General features: G+C 73.4%; 13 protein-coding genes. 4 read left to right on the top strand and 9 right to left on the bottom strand.

Going from position 1 to position 15244, the window contains the following annotated elements:
- Positions 1–15: 15 nt before the first annotated feature.
- The 5 genes from thrC to greA form a co-directional block, all read right to left on the bottom strand.
- The gene (thrC, locus tag U8525_RS17825; protein ID WP_374267217.1) at positions 16–1350 is read right to left on the bottom strand and encodes a threonine synthase; all 1335 of its coding nucleotides are present in this window, start codon (positions 1348–1350) and stop codon (positions 16–18) included.
- A complete protein-coding gene (locus tag U8525_RS17820) occupies positions 1347–1901 on the bottom strand; it encodes a hypothetical protein (protein WP_374267215.1) in 555 nt (184 codons plus the stop codon). Before U8525_RS17820 ends, thrC begins: the two co-directional genes overlap by 4 nt.
- A 98-nt stretch (positions 1902–1999) precedes the next feature.
- Positions 2000–2635, bottom strand: coding sequence for a protein-L-isoaspartate(D-aspartate) O-methyltransferase (locus tag U8525_RS17815; RefSeq protein WP_374267419.1), 636 nt, complete (start codon positions 2633–2635; stop codon positions 2000–2002).
- An 89-nt stretch (positions 2636–2724) separates the two neighbouring features.
- The gene (gene recG / locus U8525_RS17810; protein WP_374267213.1) at positions 2725–5688 is read right to left on the bottom strand and encodes an ATP-dependent DNA helicase RecG; all 2964 of its coding nucleotides are present in this window, start codon (positions 5686–5688) and stop codon (positions 2725–2727) included.
- Positions 5689–5798: 110 nt separating this feature from the next.
- Positions 5799–6311: a transcription elongation factor GreA gene (gene greA / locus U8525_RS17805; protein ID WP_374267212.1), complete on the bottom strand. Its 513-nt coding sequence runs from the start codon at positions 6309–6311 to the stop codon at positions 5799–5801.
- Positions 6312–6491: 180 nt separating this feature from the next.
- On the opposite strand from greA, the gene U8525_RS17800 reads away from it, so the two are divergent.
- The gene (locus tag U8525_RS17800) at positions 6492–7022 is read left to right on the top strand and encodes an FHA domain-containing protein (RefSeq protein ID WP_374267210.1); all 531 of its coding nucleotides are present in this window, start codon (positions 6492–6494) and stop codon (positions 7020–7022) included.
- Between the two features lie 19 nt (positions 7023–7041).
- On the opposite strand, the gene U8525_RS17795 is transcribed toward U8525_RS17800, so the two are convergent.
- From U8525_RS17795 to U8525_RS17780, 4 genes are all read right to left on the bottom strand, one after another.
- On the bottom strand, positions 7042–7998 hold the full coding sequence (locus U8525_RS17795; RefSeq protein ID WP_374267208.1) for a hypothetical protein: 957 nt from the start codon (positions 7996–7998) through the stop codon (positions 7042–7044).
- A 307-nt stretch (positions 7999–8305) separates the two neighbouring features.
- Positions 8306–8821 (bottom strand): hypothetical protein, encoded by a 516-nt coding sequence (locus tag U8525_RS17790; protein ID WP_374267206.1) that lies wholly within the window; start codon positions 8819–8821, stop codon positions 8306–8308.
- A 54-nt stretch (positions 8822–8875) separates the two neighbouring features.
- Complete coding sequence (locus U8525_RS17785) at positions 8876–11995, bottom strand: CHAT domain-containing protein (RefSeq protein WP_374267204.1); 3120 nt, start codon at positions 11993–11995, stop codon at positions 8876–8878.
- A complete protein-coding gene (locus U8525_RS17780) occupies positions 11992–12537 on the bottom strand; it encodes an RNA polymerase sigma factor (RefSeq protein ID WP_374267202.1) in 546 nt (181 codons plus the stop codon). Before U8525_RS17780 ends, U8525_RS17785 begins: the two co-directional genes overlap by 4 nt.
- A gap of 207 nt (positions 12538–12744) precedes the next feature.
- Here U8525_RS17780 and U8525_RS17775 point away from each other — a divergent pair, with 207 nt between their 5' ends.
- The 3 genes from U8525_RS17775 to U8525_RS17765 all read left to right on the top strand — a co-directional run bounded on the left by U8525_RS17775 (position 12745) and on the right by U8525_RS17765 (position 14989).
- A complete protein-coding gene (locus tag U8525_RS17775; protein WP_374267200.1) occupies positions 12745–13059 on the top strand; it encodes a hypothetical protein in 315 nt (104 codons plus the stop codon).
- 127 nt (positions 13060–13186) lie between these two features.
- Positions 13187–14200: an N-acetyltransferase DgcN gene (gene dgcN / locus U8525_RS17770; protein WP_374267198.1), complete on the top strand. Its 1014-nt coding sequence runs from the start codon at positions 13187–13189 to the stop codon at positions 14198–14200.
- Positions 14201–14260: 60 nt separating this feature from the next.
- On the top strand, positions 14261–14989 hold the full coding sequence (locus U8525_RS17765) for a YebC/PmpR family DNA-binding transcriptional regulator (RefSeq protein WP_374267196.1): 729 nt from the start codon (positions 14261–14263) through the stop codon (positions 14987–14989).
- The last annotated feature ends 255 nt before the right edge of the window (positions 14990–15244 follow it).

Genomic DNA, 15244 nt, shown 5'->3' with positions numbered 1-15244 from the left:
GACACGCGCGAGGCTTCAGCCCAGGTCCTGGAGGGCCTCGCGCACGGCGGACAGGTCCGCGGGCAGCTCCAGCGGCGGGTTCGCGTGCGCGGCCTTCACGTCCTTCAGCGCCTCCCGGTGGTAGCCCACCTTGAAGTCCGCGAACTTCAGCCCGTGCGCGGTGGCCACCACCGCGACGCTGGAGCCCTTCGCCATCACGCCCGACGCGGCCAGCTTCTCCACCGCAGCCAGCGCGACGCCCGTCTGGGGACAGGTGAAGGTCCCCTCGCGGTCCGCCCGCGCCGCCGCGTTGGCCAGCTCCGACTCCGTCGCCTCCTCCACCACGCCGTCGAACGCGCGCAGCATCCGCACCGCGCGGCGGAAGGACACCGGGTTCCCGATCTGGATGGCGGACGCCAGCGTCGCCCCCGCCTGCATGGGCACCAGTTCCTGGAAGCCGCCCCGGAAGGCGCGCGCCAGGGGGTTCGCCCGCTGCGCCTGCGCCACCGCGATGCGGGGACGGCGGGAGATCAGCCCCAGGTTGAAGAGCAGGTCCAGGCCACGGCCCAGCGCGCTCGCGTTGCCCAGGTTGCCGCCCGGGATGACGATCCAATCCGGCGGCTCCCAGCCCAGGTCCTGGCACAGCTCGATGGCGATCATCTTCTGGCCCTCGATGCGCAGCGAGTTCATCGAGTTCGCCAGGTACAGCCCCGTGTCCGCCGTCACCGCCTGCACCAGCTTCATGCAGCCGTCGAAGTCCGTGTCCAGCGACAGCACGCGCGCCCCGTTGGCGATGGGCTGCACGAGCTGGGCGAGCGACACCTTGTTCCTCGGCAGGAACACCACCGCGGGGATGCCCGCCGCCGCCGCGTACGCGGACAGCGCCGCGGACGTGTCGCCCGTGGACGCGCACGCCACCGCGCGGATGGGCGTGCCGCGCGAGCGCAGGTGCTTCACCGCCGACACCAGGACCGTCATCCCCCAGTCCTTGAAGCTGCCCGTCGGCGAGACGCCGCACTCCTTCAACACCAGCGAGCCCAGCCCCAGCTCCGCCGCCATGCGCGGCAGCGGCTTGAGCGGCACGCGGCCCTCGCCCAGCGAGACGATGTCCTCCGCCGGCAATTCGGGCAGCGCCCACTCGCGCTTGCCCCAGACGCCGGAGCCGTCCGGCAGCCGGGACGTGGCGAAGCGGGACTCGAAGCGGCGCTTCCACTCCGCCGCGGGGGTGGCGCGCAGGGCGGCCTCGTCGTGGACCACCTCCAGCAGGCCCTCGCAGCGCGGGCAGCGGTAGACGACGTCCCACAGCGAGGCGGTGAAGCCGCAGCCCTCGCTGCACGCGTAGCCCGCCTTCAGCGCCGGGCCCGCCGTCATGCCTCCACCTTCGTGCCGCACGCCACGCACGCGCGGCCCGGCCAGGCCGGCACGTGGCAGGAGGGACAGGGCACGCGCTCGCCCTCGTCCCGGCGCTTCGCCGCCACCGGCGCCGCCACGCGGGCCCGGGGCAGCCGCATGCCGCAGCCGTCACACAGGAGGCCCTCCGCCTGGACGTGGCGACAGTAGCGGCACGTCACCGCGCCCACGGGGGCGGCGGTGCGCACGCCGTCGTCCTGCGCGCGGCCCGTGTCCAGGTCCGCCATCTGCGCCACGGGCACGTCGCCCGTGACCCCAGAACGGGTCAGCTCCAGGTCGGGCACGGACATGGGCGGCAGGTCCGGCCCCGAGCGCAGCCGCGTCAGGTCCAGCTCCGGCAGCGCGGGCGCGTCCACCGGCACGCGCCCCCCCACGTGGTGCGTCAGCTCCAGCTCCGGCAGCGGGGCCACGACGGGCGCCGGGACGTTCAGGAGGCCGGGGAAACGCTTGCCACAGCCTTCGCACTCTTCGCCTTCCGACTGCACGTGGTCGCAGACCGGGCAGATGATCATGCCCGGGACGTTACCGGTCCCCTCTCCGCTCGGCAACGCGACCCGGGACGCGAGGAGTGGGCATGCGGGCGCGCGGCCCGTCGCCCCCCGCGCGGCCCTCAGCGCGGGGTTGAGCCCAGGCCCGTCATGGGAACGAAGCGCACCGGCAGCAGGTGGTCCACCCGGGGCAGCATCCCCGGCTGTCTCCGGCGGACGCGCAGCAGCTCCTGCGGCTCGTGCCTGGCGCCCACGGGGATGACCATCCGCCCTCCGGGTTTCAGCTGCCGCAGCAGCTCCCGGGGGATCTCCTCCGGCGCGGCGGTGGCGATGATGGCGTCGAAGGGGGCAGCCTCGGGCCAGCCCTGGGAGCCGTCGCCCTCCCGGAAGAACACGTTGGTGAAGCCCAGCCGGTGGAGCAGCCGCCGCGCGGGACGGGCCAGCTCGCGGACGATCTCCACGGTGAAGACCTCGCGGGCCAGCAGGGCCAGCACCGCCGTCTGGTAGCCGGAGCCGGTGCCGATCTCGAGCACGCGCTCACAGCCGCGCAGGCGCAGGGCCTCCGTCATCAGGGCGACCACGTAGGGCTGGCTGATGGTCTGCCCGTGGCCGATGGGCAGGGGGACGTCCTGGTAGGCCACCTCCCGCTCGCCCGCGGGCACGAAGTCCGCGCGGCTCAGGTTGGCGATCGCCGCGAGCACCTTCGGGTCCCGGATGCCCTGCCGCGCCAGATACTCCGCTCGGCCCCAATCTCCCATCGCGTGCATCCCCCAGGGTCCTCCAGCGGAAAAGTAAGCACGCCGACAGTGCGAGACAATCCGGGGGCCGAGGCCCCGCCTCCCCGGTCCTACCCCACCCGGGCGAGCGCGAGCCGGCCCTCCCAGCGCTCCTCCAGCGCCTTCACGAGCCCCTGGTGCTCAGGGTCCTTGAGCTGGGGGTCCGTGTCCATGATGCGCCGCGCTTCCGCCTGGGCGAGCGACAGCAGGTCGCCGTCGCGCACCAGGTTCGCCACGGCCAGCTCCGGGAGGCCGCTCTGCCGCGTGCCCAGGAACTCACCGGGGCCGCGGATCTCCAGGTCCTTCTCCGCGATGACGAAGCCGTCGCTGCTGCGCTCCATCACCCCCAGCCGCTCGGTGGACTCCCAGGAGCGCGCGGTGCCCGCGACGAGGAAGCAGTAGCTGGCCGCGGCGCCACGGCCCACGCGCCCGCGCAGCTGGTGCAGCTGCGACAGGCCGAAGCGCTCCGCGGACTCCACCACCATGACGGACGCGTTGGGCACGTCCACGCCCACCTCCACCACCGTGGTGCAGACGAGCAGCTGGATGCGCTTCTCGCGGAAGGCCTCCATCACGGCGTCCTTCTCCTCCGGCTTCATGCGCCCGTGCAGCAGGCCCACGCTGGCGTTGGGGAACACCGTCTGGAGCTTCGCCGCGCCCTGGGTGGCGTCCTCCAGGTCCAGCTTCTCCGACTCCTCCACCAGCGGATACACGACGTAGGCCTGGTGGCCCTTGGCCAGCTCCGCGCCCACGGCCTCGTAGACGCGCGCGCGCTGCTCGTTGTTGAAGACGCGCGTGGTGATGGGCGTGCGGCCCGGCGGGAGCTGGTCGATGATGGACACGTCCAGGTCCCCGTAGAGCGTCATCGCGAGCGTGCGCGGGATGGGCGTGGCGGTCATCACCAGCACGTCCGGCGTGAGCCCCTTGCTCATCAGCGTGTGGCGCTGGAGCACGCCGAAGCGGTGCTGCTCGTCGATGACCACGAGCCCCAGCTTCTGGAAGGACACCCCGCCCTCCAGCAGCGCGTGCGTGCCCACCGCGAGGTGGATCTCGCCCTTGCCCACGGCCTCGCGCACCTCGCGCTTGTGCTTCGCGGTGCCCGCCGCGCTGATGAGCCCCACGCGGTAGCCCAGCGGCTCCAGGATGCGGCGGAAGGTGCGCTCGTGCTGCTCGGCCAGGATTTCGGTGGGGGCCATCACCGCCACCTGGTAGCCGTCCTGGAGCGCCACCATGCCGGCCACGAGCGCCACGGCCGTCTTGCCGCTGCCCACGTCGCCCTGCACCAGGCGGTTCATGGGCTCCGGGCGGGCCATGTCCCGGGCGATGTCACCCACCACGCGCGCCTGCGCGCCGGTGAGCTGGAAGGGCAGCGCGGCGCGCGCCTTGTCCAGCCGCTCCGGGGTGACGTCGAAGGCGATGCCCTCCTCCGCCTTGATGCCCTGGCGCTTGAGGGCCATGCCCAGTTGGAGGAAGAACAGCTCGTCGAACGCGAGCCGCCGGTGCGCGGGGCTCTGGTGCGCGTCCAGCGCCTCCAGGTCCGCGTCGTCGGGCGGGAAGTGGATGAAGCGCAGCGCGTCCGGCAAGCCCATCAGGTGGTAGCGGCGGCGCAGGTCCGCGGGCAGCGGCTCCTCCAGGTGGTGCGAGTGCTGCTCGCTGATGCGCGCGGCCAGCTCGCGGAAGGAGCGCTGCTCGCCGCGCTCGAAGCCCGGGTAGATGGGGACGATGCGGTGGAAGTGGACGGAGGTGGAGCTCTCCAGGTCCTCGGCGGGCTCCAGCTCCGGGTGGGCCATCTCCCGGCCGTTCATCGAGGCGCGCACCTCTCCGGAGAGCACCAGTTGCTTGCCCACGGAGAAGCGGCTCTTGAGCCACGGCCCGGCGTTGAAGTACGTGGCCGCGATGCTGCCCGAGCGGTCGCCCACGACGGCGCGGAACATGCGGCGGCCGCCGCGCCCCGGGACGAAGTCGGCCGTCTTGACGGTGCCCACCGTCACGCCGCGCGCCCCCGGGATGAGCTCCGCGATGGTGCGCAGCCGGCGGCGGTCCTCGTAGCAGCGCGGCAGGAGGAACAGGATGTCGCCCGTGCGGCGCAGGCCCTTCTTGTCGAGCACCGCGACGAGGCGCGGCCCCAGGCGCTTGCCCAGCGACTTGAGCGGCGCGGACAGCGGGCCGGTGCGCGGCGCGATGGACAGGAGCCTGGCCTCGGAGCGGGACGCCTCCGCGCCCACGGCCTTGGCCTTCTTCTTCCGGGCCTTCTCCGCGGGAGCGCGGTCCGCGGGCGGCGCGCCCTTCACGGGGGGCTTCGCCCCCGGAGCCCGCGCCGGCGCGCTGTTGGGAGCGGCGGCGGCGTTGCGGGCCGCGGCCATGCGAGCGCCGTAGGGCTGGGCGTCGCCTGGAGCCGGTGCACCGCCCCGGGCACCCTGACCCGGCGCGGGCCCCGCGGCCCCGCCAGCGCCCGGTGCCGGGCTCGCGGCGCCCGCCCGGGCCGCGGCCATCCGAGCCCCGTAGGGCACGGGCTCCCCCTTCGCCGGTGCCCCCTGCGGTGTCACGGGGCGCGGGGACGCGGCCCCGCCTCCCAGCGGGGGGACGGGGTCCCGCGAACGCCACGGCGGCACGGTGTTGGCTCGCACCTCCGCCGTGCCCTGCGCGGGCGTCAGCCGGCGATGAGGCAGCGCGGGGACGAGCTCCCCTTCGAGGACGTGCGCGCGCTCCGGCGCCCGGGGGAACCCCGCCGCCACGGCGTTGAGCTCCCCGGTGACGACCACCCGCTCCAGCTCCTCCGGCAGCGTCACCCCGCTGAGCTTCAGCGCGCCCAGCACCTGGCGCAGCGCGGCCTTGCGGTGCTCCGGCGGCGCGGGCGGATCCACGTGCGGCAGCGCCGCCCTCAGGTCCTCCAGCGCCCGCGCATCCACGCCCCCAGCCGTCGCCAGGGTGCGCTCCATCAGCGTGCGCAGATCCCGCACGGTCCCGAGCTGGGCGAAGTCACGCTGACACGCGTACTTGAGAGGTCCAACGAGGCTGGCGAGCGGGTGGTTCACGCGGTGTTTCCAGCTTCCATCCTACGAAGCGCCCCTGACGCCACGGGGAAAACGAAACCGGGGGAGCGAGCCCAGGCCCGCCCCCCCGAAGGAACTCCAGCCAGCCGGCTTCAGCTCGCGCTGGAGGGCTCCTCCTGCGGATCCTCGAAGCGGATCGTCACGACCTCCAGCTCGCGCACGCCGCCGGGGCTCTGCACCGTGGCGATGTCGCCCACCTTCTTGCCGATGAGCGCGCGCGCCACCGGCGAGGTCACGGCGATCCACCGCTTCTTCAGGTCCGCCTCCGTCTCACCCACCAGGCGGTAGCTGATGGCCTTGTCGTTCTCCGTGTCCACCAGCTCCACCGTGGCGCCGAAGACGACCTTGTCCCCGCCCAGCTTCGTCGGATCGATGACCTCCGCGCGGGCGATCCAGTCGTTGAGGGTCAGGATGCGCCCCTCGATGTGCGACTGCTTCTCCTTGGCCGCGTGGTACTCGGCGTTCTCGCGAAGGTCGCCGTGCGCGCGCGCGACTTCGATTTCACGCGAAATCTTGCCCCGCTCCACGGACTGGAGGTGCTTCAGCTCGTCCTTGAGCTTCTGCAGACCGTAGGGGGTCATCGGGATGTTGTCGCTCCCGCTCATCGAACCACCGCTCCTTCCGTCACCTGCTGGCATCGGGGTCCGGCGTTCCCTCCTGGAACCCGGCCCGCGACTCGAAAGGATCAATGTAGGGAACGAGTGACTGGCCGGTCAACGAAAGCCGTACCGGCAACGTCCGGTAGTGGCTGGGCGCCCGACGGCCGACCCGTTAGGCTGCCCCACGTGCTGTCCGTCCAGGAATTGCGCGCGCTCGCCGCCGCCCTCCCCGTGGGTGCGTTTCAACATCAGCTGGGTCCCTTCGCGCTCGTGCAGCGTCCGCCGTCGGAGCTGTCCGCCGCCGCGCTCGCGCCCACCCGCATGGCGGACCCCGGCGACGTCGAGCAGGGCATGCTCGCCCTGCTCTTCGAGTTCGACGACCTGCTCGTCGCCACCCTGCCTACCCTCCGGGACTCGGAGGTGCTGCGCATCGGCCGGCGGCTGGACTGCGAGCTGGTGCTGGACGACGCGTCCGTGTCCAAGCAGCACGCGGAGCTGAAGTGGAGCCGCGCGGAGGCGCGCTGCACGGTGCGCGACCTGGGCTCCACCAACGGCACCTTCGTCAACGCCAGCACCATCGGCCAGCGCGAGGTGCCGCTGCGGGGCGGCGACATCCTCAGCTTCGGCAACGTGCAGTTCTGGTACCTGCTCACCGACGCGCTGCATGAACGGCTGCGCGCGGGCGCGGCCTCCGGCCTGGGCTCCCACTCCGGGTGAAGGCCGCCCCACGTTCACGTCACGGGCAGGCGCCGCAGTCCGCCGCGCACGCGTTGTAGGTGTTGGACGCGCCGCAGGACTCCGTCACCTGGCAGGTGCCGTCGCCGCAGACGGCCAGCTCCGCGGCGCGCAGGCGCGTGGTGAGCGGCTGGAAGGCCAGCCCTCCCGCCGTGCAACTGGTGAAGGTCAGCCCCACCGTTCCCTCCGGCGTGCACACGTCCGAGCAGCGCCCCACGTAGGTGAGCGGCGCGCACGTCATGCGGGGCACCCCGGAGCCATCCACCACCGCGCACGCGCGCGTGGTGCTCTGGGTCGCGTCCAGCGGCGGGTTCTGGCTGCCCGCGTACACGCCCTGGCCCTGGAAGAGGTTGCCGAAGAAGCACGACTCCGGCCAGGCGAAGGTGGCCAGCTCCTCCTCGGACGCGGGGATCTCCGTCCCCGCCCCATCCCGGCCCAGCACGGAGATGGGCACGCTCACGCCGAAGGGGTTGGCGTGCGCCGCCAGGCACGCGGAGATCACCTCCTGCTCGGCCACCGTCGCGGGGGCGCCGCCGGCCCACCCCGGCGCCAGGCCCAGGAGCCCCGCCCAGGTGTACTCCGTGCTCGTCTCGGGATCCGTGTACGAGCGCGTCTGCCCGGCGGGGACCGCGCAGCGCACGACGTAGCGCATGACCTCGTCCGCGAGCGCTGGCTCCATGTCGAACCACGCGCTGAACTCCTGGGATGACAAGCCATTGAAGGACAGCCCGTTGAACGACAGGCCGTTGAACGACAGGCCATTGAAGGACAGCCCGTTGAACGACAGGCTGTTGTAGCTGAGCGCCCCCTGCTCCCGCGTGGCCGGCGGATCCGCTGGCGAGGGCTCGCGCGCCCCCGGGCCACAGCCCGTCCCCAGCACCACCAGCGTCAGCCCCACCCTCGCCCACCGCGCGGACATGCCCCCACCGCGGCGCTGCCCGTTCTCCACGTTCCCCATGTGTGCTCCCTCCTGCCACCGCGGATGCTCCGGCCCCACGGTCATTCGGACGAGAAGGGCGTCAAAGACAAACGGGCGAGCTGCGCCCCCTCACGCACGAAAAGTGTGAGCACGTTGTACGTGTGGCAAGGCGCGCGAAGTGCGGGAAACGCGGGAGCAACGGCAGGGCCGACACTCGGGGCGTCTGGGGTTGAACGCGCGGCCCGGCATCCATCCAGGAACGTGAAGGCCGTGGGCCCCCGGGGTGAGGGCACGTGTCCCTACCCCGGCGCCACGGCCGTCCGGCGCTTCGCGTGAGCGACTGGGATTACCGCTGGGCCGGCGTCGCGACCTTCACCTGGGCCTTGTTCAGCTTCATCGCGGCGAGCTCGCGGTTGATGTTGGCCAGGTCCGCCTGGGTGATGAGGCCCGGATCGTGTCCGCCCGGGGGGCCGCCGCCCTTGGGGCGCGGGCCTTCGGGCGCGACGGCGCCGCCGCGTTCCGAATCCACGAAGGCCGTGCCACCCCCGGCCTCCACGGCCGACAGCGCCTTGAAGCCCGAGGTGGCGCTGGCCGCGTCCTTCTGGGTGAGCTGCTTCACCAGGGTGAGCTTCCCGCTGCTCCGGTCATACCGGTACAGCCGGGTCCCCCTGGCGCCCTCGTCCACGGCCACGTCCACCGCGCCGGTGGCCTTCTCCGTCGCCGGGCTCGCGACGGGCTTCGCCGGGGCGACCTTCACCGGGTGGTTCCGAACCTTCGCCTGCTGGGCGCCAGCCTGCGCCGCCGACAGGGTGACGAGTCCCACGGCCACCGCTCCCACTGCGGACTTCCAACGCGTGATCATGCTTCCTCCCAGCTCTCTTACGCACAGCGGCGCGAATATTCGCCGGGACGCTCCCTATTCGAACGCGACCAGATCCTGGACCCACCGGGCGCTGCCCCGCTGGAGCCACCTGGCGCGTGTGTCCCGGAGCGCCTGGGCCGGAGGGGTGCCGCGCCGCACTGACTCCACCAGCGCCTGGAAGAAGGCCCCGGCCTCCACGTCCGGCACCTCCGTGGAGGGCGCGACCACGGCCCGCGCGCCCGCCTGGATGAGCGCGGAGGGAAGGCTCGACACCGCGTGGTAGCGCCACGCGCCCACATTCGCGTCGCAGGCGGCCAGCATCACCACCGGCGCGCCCCGGAGCGTATGCCGCTCCAGCTCCTCCGCGGTGAGCGCGTAGCGGCCGGCCGCGTCCGGGGACAGCGCCAGGAAGGCCGCGTCGGACACGGTCCCGGAGAGGCCGTGCGTGTGCAGCTCCACCTCCGTGGCGTCCTCCATCTCCGCGAGCACCGCCGACGGCGTGGCTGCGCGGCCCCGCAGGTGGACGTCGCCCGGGCCCGCCACGCCCTTCCACGGCATCAGGCGCGCCAGCCCCAGCGTCGCGGGCGGCTCCACGTCCGACACCACCAGCCGCTTCGGGGCGGGCGCCACGGCCGGGGCCTCCACGCGGTGGCCGCCCGGGGCCAGGTAGCTCCACGCGCGGTCCGCGGGCAGCAGCCCCGGGCGCCCCTGGAGGATGGGCTCCGCGAGCACCCGCACCCCGTCGCAGCCGGCGAGCGCCTGGAGGATGGGCTCGGGCACCGCGGGCACCTGCTCGCGCAGGGGGCGCTGGAGGGCGTGGAGGTACTGCCCGCTGCTCGCGCCCGTGGGGCCCCGGGCCACGAAGAGCAGCCGCTCGTCCTGGCCGGCCAGCGCCAGCAGACACGACGTGGGCGCGGCGCGGTCCACCTCCTCGGCGAGCAGGTCCACCGCGGAGCCCCACTCCCTCGCCCGGCCCGCGTCCATCGCCAGCACGTGGTGGCTGTGGGCCCAGGCCTTGCGCGCCTCGATGTCCGTGGAGCGCAGGAGCGCGGACCCGGTGATGACGCCGCGCAGGATCTTCTGCCCCGCCTCGCGGTCACGCTCGATGAGGATGCGCCCTTCGATGTGGTCCACGAGCAGCCGCTCGCCGGGCGTGAGCGACGGGTCCTCGCGCAGCACGCGGATGCGCTCACGGACGCGGTCCAGCTCGCGGCCCGGCACCGTGCTGCCCTCCAGCCGCAGCAGGTCTCCGGCGACGGCGACCTCCAGGAGCGTGGGCGCGGTGGGACAGGAGAGCGAGTCCTGCACCTCGTGCCGGGCCCGCCTCGCGTCCAGGTCCTCCACGAAGAGGAGCGCGCGGGCGTGGTGGTACTCCGAGCGCCGCGCGCAGTCCTCCGGCGCGTGCTGGAGGTATTCGTCCAGGTAGGCGCGGGCCAGCGCCGGGGCGTGGCTCAGCCGCGCGCTCGTCACCAGGTCGGACAGGAGCAGCTCCTCCTGGTACCAGCTGTCGGTGCGGAGCGCCTCCTCCAGCGCGGCGCGCGCCAGCGCCTGTGCCTCCTTGCGGCGATCCAGCCGGTTGTAGAGCGCGGCCAGGTGCCGCTGGAGGTCCACGCAGCGGTACCCGAAGCCCGCGCTCCGGCACGCCGCCAGCCCGCTCTCGAGCGACGCCTCCGCCGTCTCCATGTCCCCCCGGTCCTGCGCCGCCTGCGCCCGTCCCCGGGCGAGCGGGGCGTCGTACCAGGCGGGCTCTCCGGACTGGCGGACCAGCAGCGTCAGCTCGTCGACGAGGCGGTCCTCCTGGTGGAGCAGCAGGATGGCGCCCAGCAGCAGGTCGTGCTCGCCGGAGCGCCGCAGCCGCGCGAGGAACGCGTCCGCCTCCGCGCCCTCCAGCGACCGCGTGCCCGCGAGGAGCTCGCGGTAGGTGTTGGCCAGCGGGCCGCGCTTGCGGAAGTCCCCCGCCGCCACGCGCGTCACGTAGGCGGTCGCGGTCTGCGTGTGGTTGGCGTCGTCCAGCACCTCGGCCAGGGGCATCAGCGCCTTCACGCGCGCCACGGACGGGGCGGCCCGGACCGCGTGGTAGAGGTACAGCCGCGCCAGGTCCGGGTTGCGCCGCGCCATCGAGGCCGGGTACGGCGTGCCGTCCAGCGCCAGCGCCATGCCGGCCGCGTTCATGGCCTGCCACGAGTCCCGCCGCGCCAGCGCGCCCTTGCGCAGGCCGTCCGCGCGCTCGGTGGCCTCGGTGCTCCAGCCGGGCTCCTTCGCCTGCGCCACGCGGGAGAGCTCCGCCGCGGCGGCCAGCTCCAGCGAGAGCGCCTGGAGCGCGAGGCCCCGGTTCCAGTGCAGCCGCGCGTCGTCCGGCGCCGTCTCCAGGCCCACCTCCAGCAGCATCAGCGCGCGCTCCGGCTGGGCGCGGCCCAGGGCCGCCAGCGCCAGGTCTCCCAGGACGGCGGGCGACGCGGGCAGGCGCTCCAGGATGCGCTCCGCGCGCTCGAAGTCCCCGGCCGCGAGCCACGCGGTCGCGACGCCGTGCAGATCGCCCCGGGCCTCCAGCTCCGACAGGGCCTTGAGGTCCAGCTCCGGCCGGCCCTCCGCGCCGCCGCGCAGCGTGCCCGTGGGGCGGTACTCCGCGAGCCCCGGGTGGCTCGGCCGGCCCTCCAGGGGGCGCGCGGAGGCGAGCGCGAAGGGCAGCGCGCGCTCGGCTTCAGTGGAGCGCCACGGACGTCCCACCGCCAGCACCGCGAGCACCACCGCGGCGGCCGCGGCCGCGAAGCCCGCCACGCGGCGGCGATCCCAGGCCGCGCGGGCACGAGGGCGCGCGGACGAGGACCGCGTCGCGGCGTCGGGCGCTGACGGGCTTCCCGTGCCGGGAACGGACCGGAGCCCCGGACCCGAGGCCGAAGCGGCGGAGCCGCCTTGCACACCCGAAGACGCACCGGACCGGACGTCCATGCCGGAGGGCCTCCCGGCCTCCGCGCTCACGGACTCCTGAGGCCGCGCGCCGGACGCGGCGCGGTCCTCCGCGGCGGCCTGCACGAGGAGGCTCGCCTGCACCTGGTCCTCCAGGGCGGACTGGCACTCCGCGCAGGCCGCGAGGTGGACCTGGAAGGCCTCGGCCTCATCGAGCGGAAGCTCCCCGTCCACGAAGGCGGCGAGCTGTTCACAGGAGACGGTCACGTCGGGCCCCCCGCGGTGCCTTGCCGGGCAAGGAGCAGCTCCTTGAGCTTCTTGCGCGCCCGGAACAGGCGGGTGCCCACCGTCATGGACGGGATGCCGAGCCGCCGGCCGATCTCCGCGTAGCTCTGTCGCTCCATGTCCTTCATGCGGACCACCTCGCGCAGCTCCGGGGGGAGCTGTTCCACCGCCTGCCACACGTCTTCCAACGTGTAGCGCGCCCACGTCTCCGGGGCGGGCTCGACCTCCGCCAGGGTATCCCCCATCGCGTCGGTGAACTCCTCCTGGGGGTGGCGCCGGTCGTACCGGCACCAGTCGAGGAAGCGTCGAACGAGGATGGACGCCAGCCACGCCATGGGAGGCGCGGACCGGTCATATGTATGAAACGCGCGGAAGGCCCGCTCGTAGGTCTCCTGCAGCAGGTCCTTCGCGTCCGCCGGGTTGCGGCCCCGGCACAGGATGCGGGCCCGCTCCTCCAGGGCCGGCGCGCACCTCGCGATGAGTTCCTGGAACTCCGCGGCGTCCTCACGAGAAGCCGAAGGCACCTCCGGCGCGGATGCGGAGGACTCTCCGGGTGGCCGGGGGACGGCGCGGGGTGATCGCGGGCGGAAGACCACGGGGGCGTTCCTAGCAGGAGCCGCCCCGCCCGCGAAGTCCGTCGACACCCTCCCCGGCGCTTCCCGCCTCGCGGGTGGGGGTCCCAGGGCGGCGGCCCGGAGGGCTGGCAGGAGGGGGTCCCCAGGCGGACGCCCGTGCGCAACCGGGTCTTGGAGACGCCCAGCGCCGCGCCGATGCCCCTGACGCGCATCTTGCTGGAGCCCGTCCCGCCCGTGCCGCTCTTGAAGCGCAGGAGGCAGAGCCCGTTCGGGAAGAAGATGCCCGGCGGAAGCCGGCTGCCGGCGGTGGTCAGCGAGCCCAGCGCGTACCAGACACCGCGCTTGTCGCCGAACGAGGCCCCGGAGCGCGCCACGCTCCTGCAGGTGCTCGCGTTGACGCTGCTCGACGCCGGGATGACCTCCACGAACGGCTGGGCGAGGCGGCGAACACGAACGCGGCGGAAGACATGAAGCGCATGAGGGGACTCCGGGGCCGAGGGGAAGCCCGTGTCCGGGCTCCTCCCTGTTACGTCCGGTGTCGCGCTTATTCCCCCGCGCCATTTCCACGCCGTTTTTCGGCCGTGCTAAGGCACCGCGCGTGGACATCGACAAGCCCTACCTGCTCTTCCTCGGAGACGTGAAGGATCAGCTCGCGGCCAAGACGGCCCACGGCATCGTGGACTGGCGGCGCGAGTGGTGCGTGGGGCAGCTGCGCCTCCCGGGCTGCGCGGCGGACTGTGGGCTGCCGGACATGGACCTCGCCCAGGCGAAGGATGCTGGCGCGCGCACGCTGGTGGTGGGCGTGGTGAACCCGGGCGGCGTGCTGGCGGACGCGTGGGTGGACACGCTGGTGCGGGCGCTGGAGGCGGGCCTGGACGTGGCCACCGGACTGCACCAGCGGCTGTCCTCCTTCTCCGCCGTGGCGCAGGCCGCGGCGAAGCATGGCCGCAGGCTGCTCGACGTGCGCTTCCCGGACCGGGACTTCGCCACCGGCCAGGGCACGAAGCGGCCCGGCCTGCGCGTGCTGACGGTGGGCACCGACTGCGCGGTGGGCAAGAAGTACACGGCGCTGGCGCTGGAGAGGGAGCTGCGCCAGCGCGGGTGGAAGGCGGACTTCCGGGCCACCGGCCAGACGGGCATCCTCATCTCCGGGCGCGGCGTGGCGCTGGACGCCGTGGTGTCCGACTTCGTCTCCGGCGCGGCGGAGTGGCTCACGCCCGCGAACGACGCGGATCACTGGGACGTGGTGGAGGGCCAGGGGTCGCTGTTCCACCCCTCCTTCGCGGGCGTCACGCTGGGCCTGCTGCATGGCACGCAGCCGGACGCCTTCATCGTCTGTCACGAGCCCACGCGCACGCGCATGCGCGGCGTGAAGCACCCGCTGCCGTCCATCCAGGACGTCATCGACCGCACGGCGCTGGAGGGACGGCTGACGAACCCGGCCATCCAATGCACGGGCATCGCCATCAACACCGAACACCTGGGCGAGGACGAGGCGTTGAAGCTGCTGGAGGCCACCGGCCGGGCGCATGCCCTGCCCTGCGTGGACCCCCTGCGCACGGGCGCGGGCCCCCTGGCCGACGCGCTGGAGAGCCGCTTCCCGCGCGGATGACACGGGCTCCCGCTCCGAAAGCCTCTCCACCGGAGCGGCTCACGATATATTGAGGACACCATGGGACGCATTTTCGAGACACGCAAGGCGACGATGTTCGCCCGCTGGAACAAGATGGCGAAGGTGTTCACGCGCATCACGAAGGACATCGTGATCGCGGTGAAGGCGGGCGGGCCGAATCCGGAGTCCAACCCCGCGCTGCGCCGGGCCATCCAGAACGCCCGCGCGGCGAACATGCCGAAGACGAACGTGGACGCGGCCATCAAGCGCGCCAGCGGCCAGGACCAAGCGGACTACCAGATCCTCCTGTACGAGGGTTACGCCCCGCACGGCGTGGGCATCCTGGTGGAGGCCGCCACGGACAACGTCACGCGCACGGTGGCCAACGTCCGCTTCCCCTTCACCAAGCTGGGCGGCAGCATGGGCACGGCCGGCAGCGTGTCCCGCCTCTTCGAGCACATGGGCGCCATCCGCCTGGACGCGGAAGGGGTGAACCAGGAGGAGCTGGAGCTGGAGCTCATCGACCACGGCCTGGAGGAGATGGGCGAGACGACGGGCGAGAAGGGCGAGAAGCAGCTGCTCCTGCGCTGCAAGTTCGCGGACTTCGGCAAGCTCCAGTCGGCCATCGAAGCCAAGGGCCTGACGCCCGTGTCCACCCAGTCCGAGTACATCCCCCTGCCCGGCACCCTGAAGGAGCTGCCCGAGGATCAGGCGACGGAGGTGCTCAAGCTGGTGGACATGCTGGAGCAGGACGACGACGTGCAGCACGTCTTCCACAACCTCGCCTGAAGCACCGGCATCCGGCCCCCGTGCGAGCCCCCCGGGGGCCGGAGCCAAGCCCGCACGGCGTCAGAGCTGCTGAAGCTCCGCCGAGGTGGGCACCCGCTCGAACACGCGCGCTTCACCGGTGCAGCCGTGGACCGGCGTGCCGCGCTGGGCGCGGCCGGCGCATCATCCGACCTGGCACCGGGCAAGCCGGAGAGTGGATTCGTCGTAGATTGAAGGGATGCCGGGCCCGGGCCCGAAGGTTCCCCGGGCCGGGAT

Source organism: Corallococcus sp. RDP092CA (genome assembly GCF_041903675.1).
In the GTDB taxonomy this organism is placed as follows: Bacteria; Myxococcota; Myxococcia; order Myxococcales; family Myxococcaceae; genus Corallococcus.
The sequence above is the reverse complement of the archived record's forward strand: the minus strand, read 5'-3'. Positions and strand labels throughout refer to the sequence as shown.